Origin of the sequence: Mycetocola tolaasinivorans (genome assembly GCF_003667565.1) — a bacterium.
GTDB classification, from domain to species: Bacteria; Actinomycetota; Actinomycetes; order Actinomycetales; family Microbacteriaceae; genus Mycetocola; species Mycetocola tolaasinivorans.
Map to the genome: position 1 here is coordinate 249426 of NZ_RCUX01000005.1, position 25983 is coordinate 275408.

The 25983-nt window shown below is 66.9% G+C and carries 25 protein-coding genes; 15 read left to right on the plus strand and 10 right to left on the minus strand.

The window, feature by feature from the left end; all coding sequences use genetic code 11:
- Positions 1-33: 33 nt before the first annotated feature.
- Positions 34-1065 carry an aldo/keto reductase gene (locus tag D9V32_RS08065; protein WP_121648386.1) on the minus strand — a complete coding sequence of 344 codons (1032 nt, stop codon included), beginning with the start codon at positions 1063-1065 and terminating at the stop codon, positions 34-36.
- 155 nt (positions 1066-1220) lie between these two features.
- Here D9V32_RS08065 and D9V32_RS08070 point away from each other — a divergent pair, with 155 nt between their 5' ends.
- Complete coding sequence (locus D9V32_RS08070) at positions 1221-2456, plus strand: MFS transporter (protein ID WP_121648387.1); 1236 nt, start codon at positions 1221-1223, stop codon at positions 2454-2456.
- Positions 2457-2519: 63 nt separating this feature from the next.
- Here D9V32_RS08070 and D9V32_RS08075 read toward each other — a convergent pair whose 3' ends face one another.
- The 4 genes from D9V32_RS08075 to metX are packed head-to-tail and all read right to left on the minus strand — an operon-like array spanning position 2520 to position 6899.
- Positions 2520-3170: a response regulator transcription factor gene (locus D9V32_RS08075; protein ID WP_121648388.1), complete on the minus strand. Its 651-nt coding sequence runs from the start codon at positions 3168-3170 to the stop codon at positions 2520-2522.
- Entirely contained in the window at positions 3160-4323 is a 1164-nt protein-coding gene (locus D9V32_RS08080) for a hypothetical protein (protein WP_121648389.1), read from the minus strand. Before D9V32_RS08080 ends, D9V32_RS08075 begins: the two co-directional genes overlap by 11 nt.
- The gene (locus D9V32_RS08085) at positions 4320-5678 is read right to left on the minus strand and encodes a sensor histidine kinase (protein ID WP_121648390.1); all 1359 of its coding nucleotides are present in this window, start codon (positions 5676-5678) and stop codon (positions 4320-4322) included. Before D9V32_RS08085 ends, D9V32_RS08080 begins: the two co-directional genes overlap by 4 nt.
- A 9-nt stretch (positions 5679-5687) precedes the next feature.
- Complete coding sequence (gene metX / locus D9V32_RS08090; RefSeq protein WP_121648391.1) at positions 5688-6899, minus strand: homoserine O-acetyltransferase MetX; 1212 nt, start codon at positions 6897-6899, stop codon at positions 5688-5690.
- A gap of 217 nt (positions 6900-7116) precedes the next feature.
- Here metX and D9V32_RS08095 point away from each other — a divergent pair, with 217 nt between their 5' ends.
- Complete coding sequence (locus D9V32_RS08095; protein ID WP_147440432.1) at positions 7117-7983, plus strand: hypothetical protein; 867 nt, start codon at positions 7117-7119, stop codon at positions 7981-7983.
- A 95-nt stretch (positions 7984-8078) separates the two neighbouring features.
- Here the strand turns inward: D9V32_RS08095 and D9V32_RS08100 are convergent, their stop codons facing one another.
- Complete coding sequence (locus tag D9V32_RS08100) at positions 8079-9407, minus strand: bifunctional o-acetylhomoserine/o-acetylserine sulfhydrylase (protein WP_121648393.1); 1329 nt, start codon at positions 9405-9407, stop codon at positions 8079-8081.
- 318 nt (positions 9408-9725) lie between these two features.
- Between D9V32_RS08100 and D9V32_RS08105 the strand changes: the two genes are divergently transcribed.
- The gene (locus D9V32_RS08105) at positions 9726-10502 is read left to right on the plus strand and encodes an SDR family oxidoreductase (protein ID WP_121648394.1); all 777 of its coding nucleotides are present in this window, start codon (positions 9726-9728) and stop codon (positions 10500-10502) included.
- Positions 10503-10567: 65 nt separating this feature from the next.
- Here D9V32_RS08105 and D9V32_RS08110 read toward each other — a convergent pair whose 3' ends face one another.
- Complete coding sequence (locus tag D9V32_RS08110) at positions 10568-12046, minus strand: MFS transporter (protein ID WP_121648454.1); 1479 nt, start codon at positions 12044-12046, stop codon at positions 10568-10570.
- A 139-nt stretch (positions 12047-12185) separates the two neighbouring features.
- On the opposite strand from D9V32_RS08110, the gene D9V32_RS08115 reads away from it, so the two are divergent.
- The 4 genes from D9V32_RS08115 to D9V32_RS08130 all read left to right on the plus strand — a co-directional run bounded on the left by D9V32_RS08115 (position 12186) and on the right by D9V32_RS08130 (position 15403).
- A complete protein-coding gene (locus D9V32_RS08115) occupies positions 12186-12908 on the plus strand; it encodes a type 1 glutamine amidotransferase family protein (protein ID WP_121648395.1) in 723 nt (240 codons plus the stop codon).
- The gene (locus D9V32_RS08120) at positions 12905-13630 is read left to right on the plus strand and encodes a uracil-DNA glycosylase (protein ID WP_245982177.1); all 726 of its coding nucleotides are present in this window, start codon (positions 12905-12907) and stop codon (positions 13628-13630) included. Before D9V32_RS08115 ends, D9V32_RS08120 begins: the two co-directional genes overlap by 4 nt.
- 9 nt (positions 13631-13639) lie before the next feature.
- Complete coding sequence (locus D9V32_RS08125; RefSeq protein ID WP_121648396.1) at positions 13640-14158, plus strand: GNAT family N-acetyltransferase; 519 nt, start codon at positions 13640-13642, stop codon at positions 14156-14158.
- Positions 14159-14278: 120 nt separating this feature from the next.
- A complete protein-coding gene (locus D9V32_RS08130; RefSeq protein WP_121648397.1) occupies positions 14279-15403 on the plus strand; it encodes an AI-2E family transporter in 1125 nt (374 codons plus the stop codon).
- 40 nt (positions 15404-15443) lie between these two features.
- On the opposite strand, the gene D9V32_RS08135 is transcribed toward D9V32_RS08130, so the two are convergent.
- Complete coding sequence (locus tag D9V32_RS08135; RefSeq protein ID WP_183086234.1) at positions 15444-16034, minus strand: TetR/AcrR family transcriptional regulator; 591 nt, start codon at positions 16032-16034, stop codon at positions 15444-15446.
- Between the two features lie 88 nt (positions 16035-16122).
- Between D9V32_RS08135 and D9V32_RS08140 the strand changes: the two genes are divergently transcribed.
- Positions 16123-16872 (plus strand): SDR family NAD(P)-dependent oxidoreductase, encoded by a 750-nt coding sequence (locus D9V32_RS08140; protein ID WP_121648399.1) that lies wholly within the window; start codon positions 16123-16125, stop codon positions 16870-16872.
- A gap of 239 nt (positions 16873-17111) precedes the next feature.
- On the opposite strand, the gene D9V32_RS08145 is transcribed toward D9V32_RS08140, so the two are convergent.
- A complete protein-coding gene (locus D9V32_RS08145; protein WP_121648400.1) occupies positions 17112-17618 on the minus strand; it encodes a MarR family winged helix-turn-helix transcriptional regulator in 507 nt (168 codons plus the stop codon).
- A 136-nt stretch (positions 17619-17754) separates the two neighbouring features.
- On the opposite strand from D9V32_RS08145, the gene D9V32_RS08150 reads away from it, so the two are divergent.
- The gene (locus D9V32_RS08150) at positions 17755-18546 is read left to right on the plus strand and encodes an SDR family NAD(P)-dependent oxidoreductase (protein WP_121648401.1); all 792 of its coding nucleotides are present in this window, start codon (positions 17755-17757) and stop codon (positions 18544-18546) included.
- A 34-nt stretch (positions 18547-18580) separates the two neighbouring features.
- Here the strand turns inward: D9V32_RS08150 and D9V32_RS08155 are convergent, their stop codons facing one another.
- On the minus strand, positions 18581-19171 hold the full coding sequence (locus D9V32_RS08155; RefSeq protein ID WP_121648456.1) for a TetR family transcriptional regulator: 591 nt from the start codon (positions 19169-19171) through the stop codon (positions 18581-18583).
- 80 nt (positions 19172-19251) lie between these two features.
- Here D9V32_RS08155 and D9V32_RS08160 point away from each other — a divergent pair, with 80 nt between their 5' ends.
- The 6 genes from D9V32_RS08160 to D9V32_RS08185 all read left to right on the plus strand — a co-directional run bounded on the left by D9V32_RS08160 (position 19252) and on the right by D9V32_RS08185 (position 25973).
- Positions 19252-19887, plus strand: coding sequence for a biotin transporter BioY (locus tag D9V32_RS08160; protein ID WP_245982179.1), 636 nt, complete (start codon positions 19252-19254; stop codon positions 19885-19887).
- A gap of 3 nt (positions 19888-19890) precedes the next feature.
- On the plus strand, positions 19891-20577 hold the full coding sequence (locus tag D9V32_RS08165) for an energy-coupling factor ABC transporter ATP-binding protein (protein ID WP_121648403.1): 687 nt from the start codon (positions 19891-19893) through the stop codon (positions 20575-20577).
- Positions 20574-21173 carry an energy-coupling factor transporter transmembrane component T family protein gene (locus tag D9V32_RS08170; protein WP_121648404.1) on the plus strand — a complete coding sequence of 200 codons (600 nt, stop codon included), beginning with the start codon at positions 20574-20576 and terminating at the stop codon, positions 21171-21173. The genes D9V32_RS08165 and D9V32_RS08170 overlap by 4 nt, the downstream gene beginning before the upstream one ends.
- 59 nt (positions 21174-21232) lie before the next feature.
- Complete coding sequence (locus D9V32_RS08175; protein WP_121648405.1) at positions 21233-22729, plus strand: amidase; 1497 nt, start codon at positions 21233-21235, stop codon at positions 22727-22729.
- 467 nt (positions 22730-23196) lie between these two features.
- Positions 23197-24030, plus strand: a complete 834-nt coding sequence (locus D9V32_RS08180; protein WP_121648406.1) for an ATP-binding cassette domain-containing protein — start codon at positions 23197-23199, stop codon at positions 24028-24030.
- Positions 24027-25973, plus strand: coding sequence for a YhgE/Pip domain-containing protein (locus tag D9V32_RS08185; RefSeq protein ID WP_121648407.1), 1947 nt, complete (start codon positions 24027-24029; stop codon positions 25971-25973). The genes D9V32_RS08180 and D9V32_RS08185 overlap by 4 nt, the downstream gene beginning before the upstream one ends.
- Positions 25974-25983 lie beyond the last annotated feature (10 nt).

The window sequence follows — 25983 nt, forward strand, 5'->3', positions numbered from 1 at the left end:
GCTTGTTTGAGCAAGCGGCCGCACGGGGGTGTTTTACCAGGTGGTGGGCTTGGGGTTGCGCTGGTCGAAGCCCTTCTGGTGCCAGTAGGGATAGATGGGTTCGCGATGACTGACCGCGTCGAGGCGTGAAATCTCCTCCGCTGAGAGCTTCCAGTTGAGAAGGTCGAGGTTCTGGGTGAGTTGTTCCGCATTGCGTGCGCCAATGATGACGTTGGCCACGGTCGGGCGGCTCAGTACCCAGTTCAGTGCAACCTGTGGAATGGTCGTGTCGCGCTCCCGAGCGATCTCCTCGAGCACATCAACGATCGGGTACAGCGCCGCATTGTCTACCGGGGGTCCGTCGTGGGTGCCGCCCTGGGCGATTCGTCCCTCCGTGGGGGTCAGGCCGCGTCGAATCTTGCCGGTGAGCCGGCCCGATCCCAGCGGGCTCCACACCATCGTGCCCAGCCCCTGATCCAGCGCCAGGGGCATCAGTTCCCACTCGTAGTCGCGCCCGACGAGCGAGTAGCTGCCCTGGTAGACAACGTATCGCGCGAGCCCGTATCGCTCGGAGGTCGCGAGTGCCTTCATGACCTGCCAGCCCGAGAAGTTTGACGCCCCGATGTAGGAAATCTTGCCGCTGGAGACGAGATCGTCGAGTGCTCCAAGGGTTTCTTCCACGGGGGTGAGGGCGTCAAAACCGTGCATAAAGTACAGGTCAATGTTGTCCGTTTGTAGGCGGCGAAGGCTCGCCTCCACCGCGCGCACGATGTGATGTCGCGACGAACCGACCTGGTTGGGGTGAGCCCCCATCGAAAACGTGCCCTTTGTGGCAATCAGCGCCTGGTCTCGCTTGCCGCGGAGTGCCTGGCCGAGAATTTCCTCGGAGAGTCCTCCGGAGTAGATGTCCGCGGTGTCAAAGAGTGACACCCCGTGGTCGAGTGCGATGTCTACGATTCGCTGTGCCTCGGCCTGCTGAGTGGTTCCCCAGCGCTCAAAGAATGCGCCGGAGCCGCCAAAGGTTGCGGTTCCCAGGCTCAGGGCGGGGACCATGAGTCCCGATTTTCCCAGCTGTCTGTATTCCATTGTGGTGCTCCTCGGTGTTGTGCGTTAAATAGATGATAACCATCATCTATAAAATCACAAGTGAGAACGGTCGAAGGCGAGCGCCAAAACTGGTTGCGATGAACGTTTGGTAATACGGCTCGAATCGATTTGATTCATGCCGTAAAATGGGTGTAATGTCCCGCACCTATGTTGACCCGGCGAGTATTACTCCGGCCCGGGTTCGCCTCTCCCTCTTCGCACTCGCGATCGGTGCCTTCGGCATCGGTACCACCGAGTTCGTGGCGATGGGCCTCCTTCCCGATATTGCCCGCGACCTCCTGCCGGACGTCTACGCGACCAACCCCGAACTGGCCAACGCCCACGCGGGCTGGATGATCACCCTCTACGCCCTCGGCGTCGTGATCGGTGCCCCCACCATCGCGGCGGGCGTCGCCCGGTTCTCACGTAAGACCGTGCTGTTCTGGCTCGCGGTGGCGTTTACCGTGGGCACCCTGGCGACCGCGGTCCTGCCGAGCTTCGGCTGGATCCTCGCCGCCCGCTTCCTCGCCGGCCTGCCGCACGGCGCCTACTTTGGTATCGCGGCCCTCGTGGCCGCCCGCCTGATGGGGCCGGAAAAGCGTGGCCGAGGCATCACCCTGGTGATGACCGGCCTCACCATCTCGAACGTGATCGGTGTGCCCCTGGCCACCTCGATCGGGCAGAGCATGGGCTGGCGTGCGGCCTTCCTGCTGGTGGCCGCGATCTTCGCGCTCACCGCGGTGGCCGTGGCCCTCGTGATCCCGCGCGTGAAGGGCAACAAGAACCAGACCCTGCGCCGCGAGCTCACCGTGTTCAAGCGGCCGCAGGTGTGGTTCGCGATCGGAACCGGCGCCATCGGCTTCGGCGGTTTCTTCGCCGTCTACTCCTACCTCGCGCCGCTCGGCACCGAGGTGGGTGGCGTGGACGCCGCGCACATCCCCTGGCTGCTCGCCACGATGGGTGTGGGCATGACCATCGGTACCCTCGCCGCCGGACACTTCGTCGACCGCAGCGTGCGCCGCACCCTCTACGGCTACTTCATCATGATGGTGCTCGTGCTGATCGGGCTGTACTTTGCTTCCGGCTGGGCCCCCACGCTGTTCATCTTCATCTTCCTGGTCGGCTTCGCGTCGAGCGGGATCGGCCCGGCGGTGCAGACCCGGCTCATGGACGTGGCCGGGGACGCCCAGTCCATCGCCGCCGCACTCAACCACTCGGCCATGAACATCGGTAACGCGATGGGAGCCTTCCTCGGCGGCCTCGTGATCGGTGCCCAGCTGGGCTATCGCGCGCCGATCTGGGTGGGCGTCTGCCTCACCATCGCGGGCATCCTGATCGTCATGGCCAGCTACCGTGCCCAGCGTCACCTGCCCGCACACGAGCGGGTGTAGACGACGCTTAAAAACAAAACCAGCCGGTTCCCTCGGGAACCGGCTGGTTTTGTGTTTCGAGAACTAGTCGACGATGATGCCGTCGATGATCGCGCGCTTGCGCAGCGCAACCTTGGTGCCCACATCGTGGCCGGCACCGCGGTACTTTTCGCGGATGCGCTTGAGGTAGCTCTTCGCGGTTTCCTCCGAGATGCTCAGTTCAAACGCCACCGACTTCACCGGCTCGCCGGATGCGTACAGCGCCATGACGCGGCGCTCCTGGGCGCTGAGCTTCGGGGCACCGCCCTGGGTGGTGTTGTTCAGTGCGCCCTCAAGTTCGGCGGAGACGAAGTTCTCGCCACGGTAGGCGGCACGAATCGCCTCGACGATCATGCTGGCATCCTCGCTCTTCGCGAGGTACCCCATCGCGCCGGCACCGAGCGCCTCACGCACCACCGCGGGCTCGGAGTAGGTGCTCATCAGCACCGTCCGCACACCCGTGGTGTTCAGCGTCGCGATCTTCAGCGAGATCGGAATGTTGTCCTTGAGATCGAGATCCAGCAGCACCACGTCCACCGGGAACTCCGGGTGGCCGAGCAGGTCCGGCCAGGTAGCCACCGCCGCGACCGGCTTGATGTCCTCGGCCGCCGCACGAATCCACTCCGTCAGAGCAGATAAGAGCATTCGGTGATCGTCGATGATCGCTAACCGAATCTGAGCATTTTCACGGCTCATGGTGTCCTCTCGTCGGGCCCGAAGGGGGTGTATTTCCACGGACGGCGATACGAACCCCCGTTATCGTGTTGCTAACACCATAGCGCCCGACCCGGTCCAAACCGGCCCACGTCGCGGGTTCAATTTCCAAACGTGTCAATCCGTCGACACTAATTATGATTACGAGCGTGATCTGGCCATCGGGGGACGCCTCCTCCTGAAACTCGACCGTTCCGCGTGGATTCGTGTCCCCGTCGGTCACGGCGAGCAACCAGAGCGCCGAGAGCAGACCGTCGCGGCGGTCACGATCCAGCTTCGCGGCCAAACGTTGCGGATCAATAACTTTTAGCTTTCCGGCGAGAACCGCCGACTCGGCAATGGCGTGCACCAGCCAGCTCTGCTGATGCCCGGCAATGAGGTGCGCGCGCAGCTCGGTGGCTAACTCGCCGGCCCGTCTGGCCTGCTCGGCCTCCAGCGGCAGCGTCAGCGTGCCATCCGCCACCCGGGCAAACAGTTCCTCCACCTCGCGGTCCAGAGCCGTCAGCTGAGCCGTGCTGCCAAGGCCCGGGCCATAGCTCGGAAGCTCGATCGTGGACTGCAGCAGCACCCGGTCAAGCGCCTGGGTCACCATTCGCCGATACGTCCCCACGATCGTGATCGCGATCGCCAACGGCACCAGCGCAAACACCATCATCACACCCTCGGGCGGGCTACGATGTGGCTCAAACGCGGTCTGGAAAATCAGCAGGAACGTGAACCCACCCGCGAGCAGCGCGCCGGGCACAATCATCTCCCCGGTGGGCCGCAGCGTCGTCAGCGCCACCAGCACCCCACCCACCGCAACCGCCGCGGTCGGATACACCTGCCGGGCCGAAATATCCCACACCCCGGCAAAATCCAGGGCCGCCGCCGCCAACAGGAACGCGACGATCACGCGGAACGCCACCGGGCCGAGCCGGGCCGAGGTGCGACGCAGGTGCAGCACGATCCCGACCAGCACCGAACCCAGCAGGATCCAGGCAAACCGCGTGGGCAGCGACACCAGGTATCCGGACCAGTACTCCAACAGCCGCAGGTACGACACCACCACGATCACCGCACCGGCCAGGGCGAGGCCCGTGCCGAGATGCACGGTGCTCAGCTTCGCCGCCGAACGCGGCGTGCGCGGGCTCACCGGGCACCCCCGCTCTCCGCGGGAATCTCAGGAGCCTCCCGCGGCACCTCCAGCATGATCGTGGTGCCCGCACCGGGGGCACTAAAAACACGGGCGGTGCCGCCGGCCGAAGTGATCCGGCCGATGATCGACTCGGACATCCCGAGACGATCAGCCCCCGCCGCCCCCGGATCAAACCCGCACCCGCTATCGGTCACCACCACCCGCACCGCGCTCTCCGTCTCGCTGAGGGTCACATCGGCCGCGGACACACCCGAGTGGCGGCGCACGTTCTCGAGGGCCTCCTTGAGCGCGAGCAGCAGCGCCTGGCCAGACTCGGTATACGAGCTAATGCCCGCACTTCCGTGAACGGTCACGCTCAGCCCCGCACGCTCGAAGCGCTCGCGCAGTTGGTTGACCTCCTGATCCGGGGCCGCGGCGGTCGCCGTGGTGAGCAGATAATCGCCCGAGGCCTGCGGGCGCACGTCCTCACCCTTGCGCAGGCGGGCGAGCAGCTCCCGGTCGGCATCGGCCTGGGCGCGCAGGGCATCCTCATCCACGCCGCGGCCGGAGTGCGCGAGCAGGGTCAGCGTCGCGAGGGCGGTGTCGTGCAGAAGTCTGGCGTTGCGGTGGCGGTGAGCCTCGCGCTCGCTACCCTGGCGCTCGGCCAGGTAGGCGTTACCAATGCCGGCAATCCGCCGCATGATCCGCGGGAACGTCTGGTTCAGCCAAATGCCGAAGGCGAGCGATACTGCCCAGGAGCCGAGCACCAGCACGAGCGGCGCGAACATGCCGTGCCCGATCGCGTGCAGCGCCACCGCGAGGTGGGCGAGGGTCCCGAGAAACAGCCCGAGCAGAATCAGCATGTCTCCACGCGTAGACACCAGGATCGTCGCGACCGAGCCGAGACCCCAGCCGGCAATCGCGATCACCGCCGTCGAGGTGGGCAGCGCGGTGATCCCCGTCGGATCATTCCAGAGCACCAGCATCACGGCCTGGCCGAGGCCATACACGGTGAGCACCCGGAACAGGCTCGGGCGGCTCGCGAGCATCACGTGCGCGGCCAGGTGCATCATCACCAACGCCAGGGCGATCCCGAGCCCGGTGGTCGACATTGCGCCCGGTGCAAACACCGCCAGCAGTACCGTCAGCTCGGCGGCGATGGCGAAGGCCAGCGTGGTGCCCGAGAGCAGCCGCGCCCGCTGCCAGAGGAAGCGCGCATTCTCCGCCTCACTCAGCCCGTGGGCGGGGGAGCGGCGCGGGGCACGGCCGAGAAACCGGCCGGGCAGCTCCCGGGCCGGCGGCGGTTCGGTCTCGGGGGCAGCACGCAACCCGAAACCAAACGGTTCGGTGTTGGTCGCGTCCTCGGGCTCCATAGGAGCAGTTTAGGCCTCGGTGGATAACAGCCGTGTGATGGCCGCGCCCACCGCGGGGAACTCGATCAGGAAGCCGTCGTGCCCGTAGATCGAGGTGACAACCGTCGCGCGGTCGCCATCCAGGGCGTTCGGCACCCCGGCGGCGATCCGATGCTGGGTTTCCACCGGGAACAACCGGTCAGAATCGATCCCCAACACCAGGGTGGGGGCGGTTACCCGGGCGAGCGCCGCCTCAACCCCGCCGCGATCACGCCCCACATCGTGCGAGTTCATCGCCTGCAGCAGCGTGAGGTATGAGTTGGCATCGAATCGGCGGGTGAACTTATTGCCGTGGAAGTCCAGATACGACTCCAGCGCGAAGCGTCCGCCATCGCCCAGCGGGCTGATCGACGACTGCCAGATGCGGTCGAAACGGGCGTTGAGCTCATCCGGTGCCCGGTAGCTCAGCATCGCGATGCGGCGCGCCAGGGCGAGGCCCGCATGCGGCCCCTCGCCATCATCGGCATCGTAGTAGCGGCCCTGAGCCCAGCCCGGATCCATCGTGATCGCCTGCAGCTGGGTGAGGTTCGAACCGATCTGGTCGGCACTGATCGCGGCCGGTGCGGCGAGCACCGCCAGGCGGGCCACCCGCTCGGGATGGGTCACGCCCCACTCGATTGCGTGCATGCCGCCCATCGACCCGCCCACCACGGCGTTCCAGCGTTCGATGCCGAGGTGATCGGCGAGGAGCGCCTGCGCGCGCACCTGGTCGCGCACGGTGAGATACGGGAAGCGTTCGCCCCACTCGCGGCCATCCGGCGCGAAGGAGGCCGGCCCGGTCGAGCCCTGGCAGCCGCCCAGAATATTGGGCACCACCACGTGGTAGCGGTCGGTGTCGAGTGCAAGGCCGGGGCCCACCAGCTCGGACCACCAGCCCGCGGTGTAGTGGCCGGGGCCGGCATCGCCGGTCGCGTGGCTGTCGCCGGTGAAGGCGTGAATGACAAGGATCGCGTTATCGCGCTCGGGAGAGAGCTCGCCGAAGGTCTCATACGCAATGCGGACGAACGGCAGGCGTCCGCCACGTTCCGGCTCAAATGCCCCGAGGCCCGCGAACTGACGGTTGCCCGGGTTGTCCCCATCACGCCACGCCCCCGTTGCCGGAGGCTTGCCCATGAGTGCCCGCGCCAGATCCTCGGTGATCATACTCGAGGGCACGGATTCTTCGGGTGTCTGCCAGTCCATGCCACCATTGTGGCCGCTTCCCGGCGTCACCGCGACATTGTGACGGCCTCTCGGCAAATCGGCACGTATTCCCGCCTTTCATCACGCGGGTTATGACGGGTGATGACGCCGATTTTTCGGGCCTCGAGCCGCGAAATACTCCGACTTACGCCATACCGAGGTGGTCGAGATGCGCCGCTCGCACGGGAGATTTGGCGAGTCGAGCTAGACTAAGCGCATGCAGCAGCCCCGATTTATTCGTCGACTGATGGATCCGACCTCCCCGCAGCACGCGCTCGTCGCCGCCGGAGTGCTCGGAGCCCTGACCCTGATTGACCCGGCGAAGCGTTCCCCACTCGGCCGTCTCGCGCTGCGCGCGGGCATCGGCGTGACCTCCGGTGTGCTCACCTGGGTCAGCCTCGGCCGCGAAGACTCCCTCGCCCGAAACCCGCTGGCACGCCTCGGCGTATCGGTGGGGGCCGCGGGCGCCACCATGGCCGCATCCGAACTCGGCGAAAAGCTCGACGCCCGCCTGATGAGCGCGCTGAACACCCGGGGGCTCCGCCACCCGCGTGCGGTGCTCGCCCTCGGCACCGGCGCGATCGCGTTGGCCCAGAGCGTGGCCGATATGCGCGACACCATGACCATCACCGCCGCCGATGAGCACCCCGAACACACGGTGGAACTCGAAACCGGCGTGAGCGACGTGATCGCCGGCATGCTGGAGTTCACCGGAGACCACTCCTCCACGGCCCTGCGCGCTCAGCTCGCCACCGCCCGCGAGATCGTCCCGCTGTTCGGGATCGACTCGGGTGACAGCGTGCACCTCAGCGTCGACGAGCACGCACCCCGCGCGGTGCCGCACACCTTCGTCTTCCCGGTGAAGGCGCGCTTCCGCTCCTACGGTATTCCGGTCGAGGCCAGCCTCGAGATCGAGGGCGGCCGGATGAGCCGCCTGATCACCGAGCTGGTCGAAGATGCCACCGGCGATCACGAGGACCCCGTCTTCGGCGAACCCGAGTGGCCCGCCCGCGCCGACATCAGCTTCGTGCTCGACTCCCCGGAGCCCAGCCCCGTGCAGCTCCCCGCACCCAGTCACGTATAGCGCGCAACACAGACCACGCATAGCGGGTAAAACAGAAGCGGGCCGGAGGTGAAAACCTCCGGCCCGCTCGTGTTTGCGTACGAGACGCGTGCCTACTAGGCGCGGGCGAGCACCAGGGCACGAGCCGCGGCCAGGCCGGCCTCGAGATCGGCCGTGATGTCGTCGATGTTTTCCAGGCCGAGCGAGAGACGCACGAGACCCGGGGTCACACCGGCGGCGAGCTGTGCCTCGGGGCTCAGCTGCGAGTGGGTCGTCGAGGCCGGGTGAATGACCAGCGAGCGCACGTCACCGATGTTGGCGAGGTGCGAGAACAGCGAGAGGTTGTCGACCAGCTCGCGGCCGGCGTCCACGCCACCCTTCAGCTCGAAGGACAGCACCGCACCGACACCCTTGGGGGCGTAGGTGTTGGCGGCGGCATACCAGGGGCTGGAGGGCAGGCCCGAGTAGTTGACCGAGGCCACATCCGGGTGGTTATCGAGCCACTCGGCAATGCGCTGGGCGTTGCTCACGTGGCGCTCGATGCGCAGCGAGAGGGTCTCGATGCCCTGCAGCAGCTGCCAGGCGCTGTTCGGCGAGATCGCGGCACCGATGTCGCGCAGCAGCTGCACGCGGGCCTTGATGATGTAGGCGACGGCGTCGCCAACGGCCTCCGAATAGGTGATGCCGTGGTACGACTCATCCGGGGTGGTGAGGCCGGGGAAACGCTCGGCGTTCTTCGACCACTCGAAGCGGCCGCCGTCGATGATCGCACCGCCGACGACGGTACCGTGACCGCCGAGGAACTTGGTGGCCGAGTGCACCACGATGTCCGCACCGTGCTCGAACGGACGGATCAGGTACGGGGTCGCGATGGTGTTGTCTACGACCAGGGGTACACCGGCGGCGTGCGCGATGTCGGCAACGCCGCGAATGTCGAGCACGTTGATCTGCGGGTTACCGATGGTCTCGGCAAACAGCAGCTTGGTGTTCGGACGGATGGCGCGACGCCACTCCTCGGGGTCGTCCTGGTTGATGACGAAGGTGGTCTCGATGCCGAGCTTCGCGAGGGTGTACTTGAAGAGGTTGAAGGTACCACCGTAGATGGAAGAGGAGGACACAATGTGGTCCCCGGCCTCGGCGATGTTCAGCACGGCGTTGGTGGTGGCGGCCTGACCGGAGGCAACCAGCAGGGCACCCGAGCCACCCTCGAGGGCGGCGAGGCGCTGCTCGACGACGTCCTGCGTGGGGTTCTGGATGCGGGTGTAGATGTTACCGGCCTCGGCCAGGCTAAACAGGTTCTGTGCGTGCTGGGCATCGCGGAACACGTAGCTGGTGGTCTGGTAGATGGGGGTCGCACGCGCACCGGTTACCGGGTCGGGTGCCGCACCGGAGTGGATCTGCTTGGTCTCAAACCGCCAGTTGGCGGCGTTCGCTGCATCGGTCATTGTTGTCCTCACGGGTCGGAAACTGGGGCGATCGGGTGATCAAGATAAAGAAGAGTGAGTTGAGGTTATGCCGAACCCGCGCTCGCCGAAACCCCCGCCGCAACACGGCGTCATGCGCGAGAGGGGGATTCGGTGCGGGATGGCCGCTCCTGGCAAAACACTATCGTGCGGGGATGCCCGAATGGGGTGTGTCCGCCGGATTCGCGCATCCTTTCAGATTCCCCGAGGCGAACGTGCACCCGCCGCTCGTATTTCGCTCGGTTTCACCCGCGGGCGGCGGCGGCGCACCGGGGCCGGAGGTGGGCGTAATCTGGGATCATGACTTCTCAGCGCGTAGTGGTAACCGGTGCCAGTTCGGGAATCGGGGCGGCGACCGTCGCCCTGTTCCGGGAAAAGGGATACGAGGTGCTCGGCGTAGCCCGCCGCGCCGATCGACTGACCGAGCTCGCCCGGCGCACCGGCGCCGACGTGTTCGCGGCCGACCTCACCTCGGATGACGACGTGGCGGCGCTGGCCGAGTACGTCCGGTCAAACGGCGGTGCCCAGATCCTGATCAACAACGCCGGCGGTGCGTTTGGGCTGGCGAGCGTGGAGGAATCCTCCACGGAGGACTGGCTGAACATGTACAACATCAACGTGCTGGGTACCAAGCGCGTGATCTCCGCGCTGCTGCCCACGCTGCGTCGCAGCACCCCGGCCGGCCAGACCGCCTCGATCGTGGGCATCACCTCGATCGCCGGGCACACCGCCTATGAGGGCGGTGGCGGCTACAACGCCGCGAAGTTTGCCGAGCGTGCGCTGCTGGAGGTGCTGCGCCTCGAGCTCTCGGGCGAGCCGATCCGTGTGATCGAGATCGCCCCGGGCATGGTGCACACCGAGGAGTTCTCGCTCGTGCGCTTCGGCGGCGACCAGGCCCGCGCCGACTCGGTGTACGCCGAGGTGCCGAACCCGCTCACCGCGGAGGACATCGCCGAGGCCATCGTGCACGCGGTCGAGCTGCCCGCCCACGTCAACATCGATCACCTCACGGTGAAGCCGGTCGCCCAAGCGGCGCCGTATAAGGTCGCCAAGGGCGATCTGAATATGAAGCGCTAGCGCTAGCCCTCACCACGCACAAACGGCTGCCTTCCCTCGGGAAGACAGCCGTTTGTGCGTTTCGCCTAGCGGGCGTCGACCGGCTCGGGCTCGGGAGCATCGGAGAACGACAGCTTCGGCACGAACAGCAGCAGGAACACCGCGACGGCGGCCGAGAGACCGCACACCGCCCACACCGTCATATAGCCGGCGAGGGAGGAGGCCCCGGCGGTGACCGTCGAGGTGGCCCCGCCGATGAGGACGATGCCGAAGATCGCCGAGGAGAACGATCCACCGATGGTCTTTGAGGTGCTGGTCATCGCCGAGGCGATGCCGGTGCGTCCCGGGGGAGCGGCGGCGGCCGCGGCGGCGGGCAGCGCCCCCACGAGGGCGCCGGATCCGATGCCCGCGATCATCATGCAGGCCAGCACCTCCCAGACCTCGAGGTGGAAGGGAATGAGCAGCAGGTAGCCGAGCGCCACCGACACCGCCGAGGCGATCAGGGCGATGCGCGGGGTGGCCCGTTTGGAGACGATGGGGAACAGGATCGCGCCCACGATCATCGAGATCAGGTACGCACCGATCAGCAGCGAGAGCTGCCCCGCCGCGAGGCCCAACCCGTAGCCGTTCTCCCGTGGCGTACCCGCGTAGGTGCTGAGCGGCACCTGGGCACCGAGCACGCTGATACCGACGAGACCCGCGGTGAGCTGCACCGGCCACATCCGCGGTTCCCGCATCAGGCGGAGGTCGATCGCCGGGTCCTTCTGCCGAAGCTCGTAGCGGGCAAACGGCCAGAAGCCGATGATGCCGAGCGCAATCGGCACCCACACCCACCAGGTTTCGATGCCGTTGAGGCGCAGCAGCGAGAGTCCACCGGTGATGAACGCGATGTTGATGCTCAGTAGGACAAACCCGGTCAAATCCAGGGTTCTCTTTTCGGGCAGCGGCTGAGACTCGCGCACCCCGAAGAGAATGACAAAAAACACCAGCGTCACGGCGATGGCTGGAACCGCGAGGGTCTGGGCGACGTTACCGCCGAGCGCCTCGAAGATGCGCCCGCCGCCGAGGGCACCCATGATCGCGCCGAGCTCGAGTGCCACCACGAGGAGGCCCGCGGCCCGCCGGGTGTCGCCCGCGGCACGCCCGCTGCGTCGCCCGCGATCAAAAATCAACGCGATCTCGAGCGGCAGCCAGACCGAGAAAAACCCCTGGATGGCCCAGGCCACCAGGAACAGCCAGAAGGTGTCGGAAAAGACCAGCATCCAGCTGCCCAGCGCGGTAAAAACGGTGGCAATCAGCAGGATCCGCTTATGCCCGAACATGTCGCCGAGTTTGGCCATAATCGGCACCACGATTGCGGTCAGGAGCAGCTGCGAGGCCTCGAACCAGTTGAAGTCGGCGTCGTGGATACCCAGGTGTTTGACGATGTCTGGAACCAGGGGAATGTAGTACCCCTGGATGATGCCGCTACAGATTTCGACCAGCACAAGAAACCCGATCAGCGACGCGGTCACGCCGAGGGTGCGGTTACCCCGACGAATATTACTTCCCGGTAATTCGGCCATGTCGAAATAGTAGGGGTAAAGTCGAGGGTTCATGCCGCGGCATGCCCGGCGAGGTTCCGAGATCCTCCCCGGCCAAAGCTACGGTTGAAGGACGCAAACCACCGTGTGCGTCACACCCACGAACTGGAGACACAAAACCATGGGAATCTATCTGACCGGCGGACTCACCGTGCCGACGGCAGGAACCGCCGCCACCGGAACGCTCTGCGCAGCACTCTGGGGCCGATTCATCGCCGACGTCCGGACCCAGTCCGGCGAGGACACCCGCATCGTGGTGCTCGCCGTGGGCGTCGCCGCAGCCGAGCAGGCCCGCGCTCTCGTGGAGGCCGCTCACCGCGAGGGTGACGCACGCTTTAGCGTGGTCACCACCGAGGATACCTTTGACCTCCCGGCTATCGCCGGCGCTAGCGCCATCGTGGTGGTGGATGGCGAGCCTGAGGCCGTGCGCGCCGCGCTCGCTCCGATCGATGGCGAGATCCGTCGCCGCGTCGCCGCCGACGCCCCCTACCTGGGCATCGGTGCCGGTGCGATCATCGCCGCCGAAAAGGCGCTCGTGGGCGGCTGGCGTATCGGGGGAGTTCCGGTCAGCCCGGAGGAGTACTCCTTCGGCATTGACGAGGTGAGAGTATCCCAGGGCCTCGGTCTGCTGGATCTCAGCGTCGTGACCGCGCCCGCCGCCACCGGCAGCCTCGGCCGCCTGGTCGCCGCCACCGAGGGTGCCCTGGTGCCCGGCGGCATCGGCATCGACCGCGAAACCGCGCTGATCATCGCCGATGGTCGCCTCGAGGTCGTGGGTGCGGGAAGCCTCTGGCAGGTCATCGGGGCCGAGCACGGTGTGACCGTGTCGACCCGCGGCGCGTGAGCCCTTCCTCCCACCCCGGCGGGGATTCGCTCCCCGCCACCCTGGATTCCGCGGCCGAGCGCGGGCTGCTGCACCCCGAGTGGGCCGCAGCGCTCGCGCCGGCCGCGGAGGCCTACGCGCGGGCGGCCGAGTATCTGGCCGCCGAACCCGACTTCCTCCCGGCACCCCCACTCGTCCTGCGCGCATTTGCGCATCCGCCCGCCCGCACCCGGGTGCTGATTGTGGGGCAGGACCCCTATCCCACGCCGGGTCACGCCGAGGGCCTCGCCTTCTCCGCGGCCCCGGAGGTCTCCCCGCTGCCGCGCAGCGTCGCCAACATGTTCCGTGAGCTGGCGAGCGATCTGGACATCACCCCGCCCGCCTCCGCGGATCTCTCGGCCTGGGAAGAGCGCGGTGTGCTGCTGCTGAACCGCGTGCTCACCGTCGCGCCGGGCAGCGCGGGCTCCCATCGCCGAATCGGCTGGGAGGCGCTCACCGAGCGCGCGATCACGGTGCTGAACGAGCTGCCTGAACCGCCGGTGGCCCTGCTCTGGGGCAACGATGCGCGGGCGCTCGCGCCGCTCTTGGATCGCTGCACGGTGATCGAGGGTGTACACCCCAGCCCGCTCTCGGCCTCGCGCGGTTTCTTCGGCTCGCGGCCGTTCTCCGCGGTGAACGCGGCGCTGGCCGCTGCGGGGCGCGAACCGATGGACTGGTCGCTGCACGGGGACACCCTGTTCTAAGATTTCCCCATGATCTCGCTTCGACCCGTGCGCGCGAGCGATGCCCCCGGCATCGCCGCCATTTACGACCACTACGTCGCCACCACCACGATCACCTTCGACGAGGTGCCCCGGCCGGTGGCCGATTGGGAGGCACGCATCGCGAAGGCTGTGAATGCGGGCCTGCCCTTCCTGGTGGCGGTTGATGGGGAGAGCGTGCTCGGCTACGCGCTGGTGTCGCCCTGGAGCGATAAGTCGGCCTTCCGCTTCACCGTCGAGCACTCGATCTACCTCGCGCCGGCCGCCGCCGGGCAGGGGCTCGGCTCACTGCTGCTGGGGGCGCTCCTGGACGCCTCGACAGCCGCGGGCCTGCGCCAGATGGTGGCCGTGATCACCGATGAGGGCACCGAGGCCTCCCTCGCGCTGCACCGCCGATTCGGCTTCACCGATGCGGGCGCGCTCGCCCGCGTGGGCTTCAAGTTTGACCGATGGGTGGGCGTGCGATTCTTCCAGCGTGAGCTCGGCGAGGGCACCGCGCCGGTCGTGTAACCCTCGGGAATGCGCGGCGGGACTTGTGCCAGCCCGGGAGTCGTGAAAGCCTAGGCATCACTAGCCCGGCTCGTCCCGGACTCCGCGGACGGTCGATGCTCACACGAATGGAGCGCCCGAATGCCCCTGTTTTCTCGCCGACAGCAGCCCGTTGCACCCCGCCCAAAAAAGCCCACCCTGTGGACCGACGGCTTCGGCCGAGTCGCGACCCGCAGCATCCAGATCATCGCCGTGTTGGCGCTCGTCGCGGCCGTGCTGTTCCTCGTTGGGCAGGTCAGCGTCATCCTGATCGCCGTTATTCTGGCGCTTATTCTCTCCGCGGCGATCTCGCCGTTTGTCTCCTGGATGCGCCGCCGTGGCCTGCACACGATGCTGGCCACCTGGATCGCGCTCCTTAGCATCATCATCGTGGTGGGCGCGATCGCCTGGCTCATCGTCTGGGCGGTGCAGAGCCAGTGGGAAGACCTCGCGGACTCCGCCTCCGAGGGCCTCGGTGCGCTACAGGGATACCTCAAGGACCTGCCGTTCACCATCACCGATGATCAGCTCGATGACTTCAAGGACACCATCACCGGCTTCCTGACCAGCGCCCAGTTCGGCAGCGGGGCGCTCGCAGGGGTCTCGGCCGCGGGAAGCTTCTTCACCGGCCTGGTGCTCATGATCGTGGTGCTGTTCTTCTTCCTGAAGGACGGCCCGAAGATCTGGGAGTTCCTGCTGCGTCCCTTCGTGGGCGAGGCCTACGATCGTGCGCGCCGGGTCGGGGATAAGACCATCCAGGTGCTCGGCGAGTACCTGCGCGGCACTGCCGCGGTGGCCGCGGTGGACGCGATCGGTATCGGCATCGGTCTGGCAATCGTGGGCGTACCGCTGGCTCTGCCGCTCGCTGTCGTGGTGTTCATTATGGCGTTTATCCCCATCGTGGGAGCCACCCTCGCCGGTGCCATCGCCGCCCTGGTCGCCCTGGTGGCGAACGGCCCGATCGCCGCGGTGATCGTGATCGGTATCGTGATCCTCGTCAACCAGCTCGAGGGAAACCTACTGCAGCCGGTGCTGATGGCGCGCTCGCTGAAGCTGCACGCCCTGGTCATTCTGCTCGCGCTGACCGCGGGCACCCTGCTGGCCGGCATCATCGGTGCCGTGCTCGCGGTGCCGATCGCGGCCGTGGCCTGGGGCATCGTCTCGGTCTGGAACGGGGAGAACACCCCGGCGCTGCCGGCCCAGCAGAAGCGGCCGGAGGAGGTTTAGAGCGGAGCGGTTTAGCGCGGCTCGGTTGGGTCCGGAGCCGCTAGCACTCGGAGAGTGTGCCCAGAGCGCCGAGGGTCGCCAGTGCGGCGCTGACGGTTGCCGAGAAGTCGTGCTCCTCGCCCGCGGCCCAGCGCAGGAGCGCATCAAACACCACCGTGCGAATGGCCAGGGCCAGCACGCGGGCGCGGTGCGCATCGCCGAGTCGGGTGGTGAGGAAGGCCTCGAGCTCGGTCCAGAACGTGGCGAGCTTGGTGGGGCCCTGAGCGAGCAGATCCGCATGGCCGGCGATGAGGCGCAGGCGGGCGCGGGTCACCCCCTCGCGGTGATCGAGCGCGTGTAGGGAGTCCACCACGGCGTCCGTCAGGACGGAATAGGTGAGCGTCCCGACCGGGAGGGCGGCGAGGATGCCGTGCAGCCGCGCCTCAACGGGAGCCGACCCGTGCCAGACGAGGTCGCCCTTCGCTGGGAAGTAGCGAAACAGGCTGCGCCGGCTGATCCCGGCCTCCTCGGCCACCCGATCCATGCTGATGGCGTCATATCCGTGTGTCTGAAACAGCGCGATCGCGGCATCGGCAATGGCGGCCGGGTCGATGTGACTGGGCCGGCCGCGTGCGGGCTGGGAATCGGACATGTCCCCATCGTACCCACCCTGGCTATTAATGGCACTCAGTGTCATAATATGTTTAAGGCAATGACGCACACACGGAAAGGCAGCGATCATGACCACTGAACGATTTGCAGGCAAGACGGTTATCGTGACGGGAGCGGGTTCGGGAATCGGGCGCGCGAGTGCCCTCCGATTCGCCCGAGAGGGTGCGCGTGTGATCGCGGCCGAGGTGTCTGCACCGCGTCTGGACGCGCTCGTGGCGGAAAACCCGGACCTCGATATCGTCCCCGTGGTGGGCGACATTACGGCCGAATCCGGTGTGGAGGCCATCGTGGCAGCCGCGAATGGCCGCGTCGACTCGCTCGCCAACGTCGCTGGGATCATGGACGGCTTCCTCGCGGGCGGCGAGGTGGATGACGCCACCTGGGATCGCGTGTTTGCGGTCAACGTCACCGCGGTGATGCGCCTGAGCCGCGCCGTTCTGCCGTTGATGGTTGAAGCGGGCGGTGGCACGATCGTCAACGTGGCCTCCGAGGCCGCGCTGCGCGGTGCCACCTCGGGTGCGGCCTACACGGCGTCAAAGCACGCGGTGGTGGGGCTCACCAAGAACACCGCGGTGCTCTACGCCAAGGACGGCATCCGCGTCAACGCGGTCGCACCGGGTGCGGTGGCCACCAACATTGAGGCGCCGTTCCACTCGGAGCGTGCGGCCGCGGTGCTCGGGCCGATCATGCAGTCGGTTGTGCCCGCACCGGCGAGCTCCGAGGAACTCGCCGCCGCCATCACCTGGCTGGCCAGCGGCGACAGCGCCAACATCAACGGCGTGATCCTGGCCTCCGATGGTGGCTGGTCCGCGATCTAGTTCCGCGATCTAGTTCCGCAACGACGGGCCCGGCCGAGTGCAAACTCGGCCGGGCCCGTCGCGTTTGCTGCGGGGAAGTGTCTAGCGCGGTGCCGTGAGCCCGCCGAGAGTGAGGGCGATCCCGAAGCTGAACCCAGTACTCTCGCCCTCTGGATCGGTGATGGCAGCCGCAGGAGCCAACCTCAAATCAGTCTGAAAGCGCGAGCAATTCCCTGGGCATAGCTTTTCCGGCGGGAGGCTTATGACGATGCGGGTCGATCGTCGCCCGGGCTCCAGGCGGTGGCGGGGGTGATCGCCTGGGCGATGCGCGTGCTGATCGCGCCGAGTTGGCGCACCTGCTGTTCGGTGAGCGATTCGAACACGAGTCTCTCGACGAGGGCGTGGTGCGCCGGCGTCGACCGCAGGACGAGTTCGTGCCCCGCATCCGTCAATACGGCCAGGGTCACGCGCCCGTCAGTCGGGTCGATTTCTCGGCGGACCCAGCCCTTCTTCTCCAGTCGGGAGATCGCGCGCGACAGCCGTGAGAGAGTGCTGCTCGCGTAGCCCGCGAGTGTGCTCAGGCGCTGCGTTCGCTCGGGTGCGGTGTCGAGCGCGTACAGCAGGCCGTGCTCGAAGTGGGTCAGTCCACTGTCTCGCTGCAGTTGTGCATCGAGCGCTGTGGGAAGACGCTCGAGCAGAGTCGCGACCGACGCCCATACTTCGAGCTGGCCCGCACTCAGCCCGGGCTCGTTGGAGGAGTGTTGCATGACACCAGGTTATGGCACGGCCCTGCGTCGCTCACTCGCCACGCCGATTAACTTGCCTGGGAAAGTAAATCCACATAGTGTTACTTGCTCAGGCAAGTGAATTGCCTGCGTTGAATAGTCTGATAGGGAGCGACACATGGAATTACAGCTGCGCGGTAAGACGGCGTTTGTGAGCGGATCGACGCAGGGGATCGGCTTCGCCATCGCGTCCGGTCTGGCCGCCGAAGGGGCGCGAGTGATCGTGAATGGAAGGTCCTCCGATCGTGTTGAGGATGCCGTGAGGAAGCTCCGCTCCGAGTACCCGGACTCCGACCACACCGGATTGAGCGCGGACTTCGCTGCGCCCGACGAGGTGGATCGCCTGCTGGACGAGCTCAAGGATGTGGACATCCTCGTCAACAACGTTGGACTCTTCGGGCTCGCCGAGTTCGAGTCGGTCTCCGACGCCGAGTGGATGCGGTATTTCGACGTCAATGTGATGAGTGGCGTGCGCCTCTCGCGTCATCTGCTGGGCGGCATGCTGCAGCGCGGATGGGGGCGCATGCTGTTCATCAGCAGCGAGTCCGGGGTGAACGTGCCGGCGGACATGGTGCACTATGGCGTAACCAAGGCGGCGATGATTGCGCTGGGCAATGGGCTGGCCAAGCTCACTCGCGGCACCGGCGTGACGGTAAACACGGTGCTGGGCGGCCCCACCTACTCAGATGGCGTCGCGGCAACTGTCGAGTCGCTTGCGGGGTCGCAGTCCGCCTCCGTGGAAGAGGTCAAGGGGGCGATCATCGGCCAGAACAGAACAACCCTCCTGGAGCGGTTCATTGCGCCATCCGAGATTGCGAGCATGGTGACGTATCTCGCCAGCCCGCGGTCATCGGCCACCAATGGAGCGGCGATTCGGGTCGACGGAGGTGTGCTCACCGCGATGCTGTGAGCCGCGAGGGCCGGCTAGGCTGCCGCATCTGGCTCTAGCGCAGGGCCGCGAGTCCGCCCAGAATGAGGTCGATCCCGAAGCCGAACTCGGCGCTCTCGCTCTCCGGGGTGCCCGTGGGTGTCGCGGCGCCGAGTGAGCCGGCCTGCGCGCGCTGCTGCTCGTGCGAGACCTGGCCGAGGATGAAGTGCAGGAGCACCCCGGACACCCGCTGGGCGGTCTCCGGATCGGTGCCCGCATCCGTCAGGGCGGCGGTCAGTTCGCGTCCGGGGGCCTCGGCCCCGAGACCCAGTGCGAGGGTGCTCGCCACCACCTCGGCACCGTCGCGGTAGGCGAGCAGGCGCTCGCGCAGCGCGAGGCACAGGGTGCGTACGCGGGTGGTGCCCGGCGTTTCGGCGGCGGCGCTTCCCGGCACGTCCACGATGAGGTCGGCCAGGTGTGCGAGCAGGCTCTGCTTGTTCTCGTAGTGCCAGTAGAGCGCGCTGGGCTGCACCTCGAGGGACTGCGCGAGGCGGCGCATCGTGAGATCGCCCAGGCCGTAGGAGTTCAGGATGTCGAGGGCGGCGTCGGCCACATCCTCGCGGGAGTGACGGGTCGGCGCGGACCGGGGGTTGCGTGAACTCGTCATGGTCATACTATACTCAGTGAGCACCACTTGAACAGTGTTCAGGAGAACGCCGTTCAGGAATGACTTTTGGAAGGAACACCATGACCGCTCGCCCCTCGTTCGGAGGCGCCGACCTCGCGCGCATCGCCGTCTTTGCCGCCCTCATCGCCGTGCTGGGCACGCTCCCCGCCATCGGCGGCGGTGTCCCGATCACCGCGCAGACCCTCGGCGTGATGCTCGCCGGAACGGTCCTCGGGCCCTGGCGTGGCGCGGCGGCCATCCTGGTACTTGAACTGCTGGTGCTTGCGGGCCTCCCGCTGCTGGCCGGCGGCCGCGGCGGCGCCGGGGTGTTTGTGAGCCCGAGCGTGGGCTACCTGATCGGCTGGATCGCCGGCGTGATCGTGATCGGCCTGATCGTTCGCGCCGACCGCCGTCGCCCCACCATCCTGCGCACCTCGGTGGGCGTTGTCCTCGGCGGTATCGTCACCATCTACGCGTTCGGCATCCCCTTCCAGGCGGGCATCACCGGCCTGACCCTCGGCCAGACCGCGCTCTCGAGCCTCGTCTTCCTGCCCGGCGACCTGATCAAGGCCGCGATCACCGTCGCCCTGACCCTCGCACTGTGGCGTGCCTACCCGCGGGCGTTCGGTCAGAGCTCGCGTCGCCCGTCGGCTACGGTTGGTTCCGTGAACACTTCCGCGGCAGACGCCCCCGCCACCACCGAACCCCGGGGCTAGTTCGTGGCGGGAACCATCGATTTTGACCGGGTCGGCGTGCGCTTTGGCGAGTTTGATGCGCTGCGCGACGTCTCGGTCACCCTCACCCAGGCGCGCATCGGCGTTATCGGGCTGAACGGCTCGGGGAAGTCCACGTTCGCGCGGATGCTCAACGCGCTCGTGCTGCCGGGCGAGGGCGAGGTGCGCGTCCACGGACTGGATCCCAGTGCCGACGCGGCGAAGGTACGGCAGATCGCCGGGTTTGTGTTCGCCAACCCGGACGCCCAGATCATCATGCCCACCGTGGCCGAGGACGTCGCGTTCTCGCTGCGCGGGCGCGGGGTGCCGAAGCCCGAGATCGCGGATCGCGTGGCCCGGGAGCTTGAGGTCTTTGGTCTCTCGGCCCTGGCCGACGCCCCCGCCCACGAGCTCTCGGGAGGGCAGAAGCAACTGCTCGCGCTGTGTGCCGTGCTGATCACCCGCCCCGAGCTCGTGATCGCCGACGAACCCACCGCGCTGCTCGACGCTCGCAACCGCCGGCTCATCATCGACCACCTCTTTTCCGAGCGGGTCCCGCAGCTGGTGCTGATCACCCACGATCTTGACCTCGCATCGCGCTGCGACGTGGTGCTCCGCTTCGAAAACGGACGCCTGCTCGAGCACGGTGACCCGGCGGATATCGTGGCGCGCTACGCCGAGGCCTACGCGTGATCTCGCTCTACCGACCGGGAAACAGCCCGCTGCACCGCCTCCCCGCGGGGCGAAAGCTCCTCCTGATCGGTGCGCTGATCCTGGCGATCTCGATCTACCCGCACACCCTCTGGACCCTGGGGGCCTCGGCTGCGATCGTGGTGGCGGCGTTCCTGATCGCCGGACAGGGGCTGCGTGGGCTCTGGCGTCAGACCCGCGTGGTACTCCCGCTGATCGTGTTCACCGCGGTGTTTCAGCTCATATTTTTACCGTGGATGTCCGCCACCATCACCACGGTGCGCATCCTGCTGGTCATCCTGCTGGCTGCGCTGATCAGCCTGACCACGCAAACCTCGGCGATGCTCGACGCAATCGAGCGCGCGCTCACCCCGCTGTCCCGCATCGGGGTGCGCGCCGATCGGATCGCGCTCCTGCTCGCCCTCACCATCACGGTCATCCCGGTCATCATCTCCTTCGCCCGGGACATCATCACCGCCCACCGGGCCCGCGGGGTGCGCCCCGGCCCGCGCACCTTCGTGGTGCCGCTGCTCGTTCAGACCATGCGCTTCGCGGACGAGCTGGGGGAGGCACTGAACGCCCGAGGCGTGCGCTCCTAGGGCACGGCCGCCCTCATCCCCGGGCTGCGCCGGAGCGCAATCCGGAATAGGGTGGGGTAATGGCTGAGCTGCACGAACTTACCGCCCGTGAACAGAGCTTCCTCCTGCGAACGGGTGCCCTGCGCCCGAGTGAGCTGGTGGAACACTACCTGGAGCGTATTGAGGAGCACGGCGCATCCATCGGCGCGTTTATCGTGGTGGATGCCGATGGTGCGCGCGAGCGCGCCGCGTCGCTGGAGGCCGCGGGCCATCCGCTGTCCACCCCCACGGGGTCGTTCAGTCTGAGCGATCCCGAGCACTTCCGCATCGAGTCTCCCGGGGACGCCCCGGACCAGATCCTCTGGGGTCTCCCGCTCGCCGATAAGGATCTTGAGGCGCGCGCGGGCCTGCCCACGAGCTACGGCTCGCGGGTGTTTGCCGGCGTAGTTTCCGAGCAGAGCGACGAGATCGTGGAGACGGTGGATGCCGCCGGCGCGATCAGCCTCGGCAAGACCAACACCCCCGAGTTTGGCCAGCACGGCTTCACCGACAACCTCGTGGCCGGCCCCGCACGAAACCCCTGGGATCGCACGCTGCATGCGGGCGGGTCGAGTGGTGGCGCGGCCGCCGCCGTGGCCGCACGCCTGCTGCCGTTTGCCCCGGGATCGGATGGCGGCGGATCGATCCGCATCCCCGCCGCGGCCACCGGCCTCGTCGGCATCAAGCCCTCGCGGGGGCGCGTCCCGGGCGGTTCAGGCATCGGCGCCGTGGGCGGGCTCGGCGTGGCCGGCCCCCTCGCCCGCACCGTGGGCGACGCCGCACTGCTCCTGGAGGGCATGATCGGCACTCCGGCACCGGGCCGCTACTCGCTGCGCGCCCCCGAGCTGGAGCCCGGAGCCCTGCTGCGTGCCGCAGACAACCCGCACGGTCGCTTCCGCATCGCGATCCTGCGCGATTCCCCGTGGGCGGATGAGTATCCGATCGCGCTGGACGACTCCGGCGAACTTGCCCTCGCCGAGGGCATCGAACACCTGCGCGCCCTCGGCCACGTGCTCACCGAGATTCCGCTCGAGCGCAGCGCCGGCTATTCGAGCGCTTTCCGTACGCTGTGGCGCAGTTTCCCCGCGGCGGCACCGCTGCCCGAGGGCGGCGAGGCGCTGCTGGAGCCGGTGACCGCGCAGCTACGCGAGGCCGGGAAGCACGTTCCCGCCACCGATCTGATCGCCGCCCTGGGCTTCTTCGCCCGGTTTGAGCGTGACGTGATCGAGCAGTTCTCCGGATACGATGCGATCCTCACCCCGGCTCTCGGCCAGAGCCCGCGCCCGCTCGACTGGTACAGCCTCACCGACCCGGATCTCAGCTTCGAACAGCAGGTGCTGTACTCCCCGTGGACCTCGTTTGTAAACGCCACCGGTCTGCCTGGAATCGCCCTGCCCGTGAGTCAGGACGCAGCCGGGCTTCCCGCGGGCATTCAGCTCATCGGTCGCCCCGGCGATGAGCTCACGCTGCTGAGCCTCGGTGCCCAGCTGGAAAAGCGCATCGGCTGGCACGAACGGGTGCCCGCAGACTTCGCCTAGGGCGAGGAAAACCTCGCCGGGATTTTTGTCCCCCACGGCGCCTCGTGACGCTCCCGAACGGAGTCGCACGAGGCGCTCTGCGTTTGACGAACCTCGCCCGCCCTCGCGCCCCGGGGCGGGAGTACCGAGGTCGAAGAACCCCGATTGAGGAGTGCGAGTACGTTGTCCCCCGAGTATCTGCGGGGCCGTGCTCGCGGGCACCCGACGGCCAATTTTTGTGAACGATGAACAAAGAAATTCGGCTCAATGCCTCGAAATTATATGAGAAAACCCTAAAAAGATAGCTCTAGATTCCCCGATCGAAACAGTGCTACGTTGAGTGAACTTTGATGGGGGAACACACCGAGGGTGGTTGTATCAATGGGGGATCTGGCTCACGCCGGCGTCTATTTGGCGCGCAATTTTGACAGCAACAGACAATTCTTACCGGGTTTGTATCGGGAACGGACCCACGGGGAGAACACTCGATGAGCGCGCATCCGGCTCACGCCGGCGGCGTCGAGAATGAGCCGTCGGCGGAGACCGTCGAGACCGCGATCATTCAGGCGACGGAAACGCGTGAGTCCGAGGCACCGCACGGTCGACACGGTGCCCACCCGGACAACATCCTGACGCTCACCGACGTCAGCGTGCGGGCCTCCTGGGGGCACATCTATGGGCCGGTGAATTTCTCGGTCAAGCGTGGCGGAACCACGGTCTTGGTGGGCAACGGGGGCCGCGGGCGCACCGCTCTGCTCCTCACCCTGGCCGGTCGCATGCGGGCTTCGAGCGGCACCGTGGTGTCGTTCGGTGAGGAAAACAACCCCGGGCACCTGTTCAAAAACGCCGCCCTGGGATGGATCGACGAGGTGGACGACGTGGTGCAGGCCATCCGCGTGCGCGACATCGTGACCGAGCAGCTGCGCTGGGGCGCGCCCTGGTACCGCTGGGTTCGGCCTGCGCGCCAGGAGGACCTCGAACGGATGTGCCTTCCGGTCTTTGGCGACCTGGCCCTGCCGGGGATCGACGACATGGTCGAGGAACTCCCCGAGCTCACCGCCGCGCTGTTCCGCATCGCCGCCGCCAACGTGCGCCGGCCCCCGCTCCTCGTGGTGGGTGGAGTGGACAACCTCTCGAGCGATCGCGCATCGGAAAAGCTTCTGGAACGTCTGATCGTGCTGGGGAAGGAACAGACGGTGATCACCGCGGACATCAACGGACGCCGCGGTTCGGTGATCGCCGATGACTACGTCGAGGTATCCAACCTCACCAATCAGCAGTTTGTGAGCCTGGTGCTCGAGGAAGTCGAGGAGACACGGTGATCGCAGCATTCTCTCCGGGAAGCGATTTCAAGCGGTACTATCGCGGCACGATGCCGCGGCTGGCCTTCGTTGTCATCCTGATCATGCCGCTGATGTACGGTGCCCTGTATCTGTGGGCTTTCTGGAATCCGTTTGGCAATGTGGATAAGGTTCCCGTGGCCATCGTGAACCTCGACACCGGATCGGATCAGGGCAAGGAGCGCGTTCACGCGGGCCCGGACGTGGTCAAGGGCCTGATCGCCTCCAAGCAGCTCAACCTCATCGAGGTCAGCGAGGACGAGGCGAAAACCGGCCTGTCGCACGGCAAATACGACTTCACCATCACGATCCCCGCGGACTTCTCCGAGTCCATCACCTCGGTGGCGGGAAACAATCCGCGCCCGGCCAACCTGATTTTCACCTACGACGAGTCGAACAACTACCTGTCCACGGTGATCGGCCAGGACGCCGCCCAGGAGGTCATCAACCAGGTCAGTGCCCAGGTGGGCAGCCAGGTATTTGAAACCGCGCTGGACGGCGCAAAGGGCGCGATTCCCAAGCTGATCGAGGCCGCCAAGAGCGTCGATGAGCTCAACGCCGGCATGCAGCAGGCCAATGACGGCGCGCAGAAGCTCTCAACCAACCTCGTGACCGCGAAGGACGGCAGCGACAAGCTGGCCGGTGCGGTGGACGAAATCGTCGGAGGGCTCGATGGCATCATCGGGAAGGCCGAGGGGCTGGTGAGCGGTTCGGGTCTGACCGGTGCGGAGATTCGTACCGTGGTGCAGCGCATCGACACCGGGGTGAACACCGCCGCCGGGCTGATGAACGATGCCGCCGCCGCGCAGCAGAAGGCCGCCACCGATCTGGATGCGGTGATCGCCGATCTCCGCGCCAAGGGGGAGGGCGGGCTCGCCGACCAGATCCAGGGGGTGCGCAACGGTATTGCGAACAACGCCCAGATCAGCAAGGTCAATACGGTCATTGAGGACGTCCGCAAGGACACGAACCAGCTCGCGACCCAGATCAACAACCCCGGAACCCAGTTCAACGTGGTCCTGCAGGCCATCGAGAACGACCAGGTGATCGCCGACCTCAACAAGGCTCGTAGCGGTGCCGATCAGCTCCGCAGCGGTGCAGATCAGCTGCGCACCGGCCTCGGAGAGCTCAGCGCCGGCGCGGCAACCCTCGCCGAGGGTACCCCGAAGCTGGCCGCGGGCACCGAGAAGCTCGCCGACGCCGCCAAGACCGGCCTGACCCTGATCCCCAAGTGGGGTAAGGACCAGGAACACAGCGTCATTCAGACGCTCGCCCAGCCGGTAACCCTGGTGGAGAAGACCGAGAACGAGGCGAAGACCTTCGCCTACGGGTTCGCCCCCTTCTTCCTCGGTCTCGCCCTGTTTGTGGGAAGCATCATCGCCTGGATGCTGTTCACCCCGCTGCAGGCCCGCCCGCTCGCGCAGGGTCTCGGGTCGTTCCGCACGGTGCTCGCCTCGTTCATGCCCACCCTCGCGGTGGGCGGAATCCAGGGCACCATTCTGTTCCTGGTGATCTACTTCGGGCTGGGGCTGACGCCACAGTATCCGGTGGCGACGCTCGCCTTCATGTGGCTCATGTCCGCCATGTTCCTCTCGATGATCCAGATGCTCAATGCGCTCTTCGGGGCGGCGGTGGGCCGCGTCGCGACCCTCGCCCTGCTGATGGTCATGCTGACCTCCGCCGGCGGCATCTATCCGGTTCCGACCACCAGTCCGCTGTTCCAGTGGATCCACCCCTTCGATCCGATGACCTACACGGTGACGGGACTCAGGCAGCTCATCATGGGCGGTATCGACTATCGCCTCGGCATCGCGCTCGCCGTGATCGCCGGTCTGACGATCGTGTTCCTCGCCGCCTCCACCTGGGCTGCCCGAAGAAACCGGCAGTACAACATGGACCGGCTCTACCCACCCATCGAGGTGTAGGCGGTTTCGC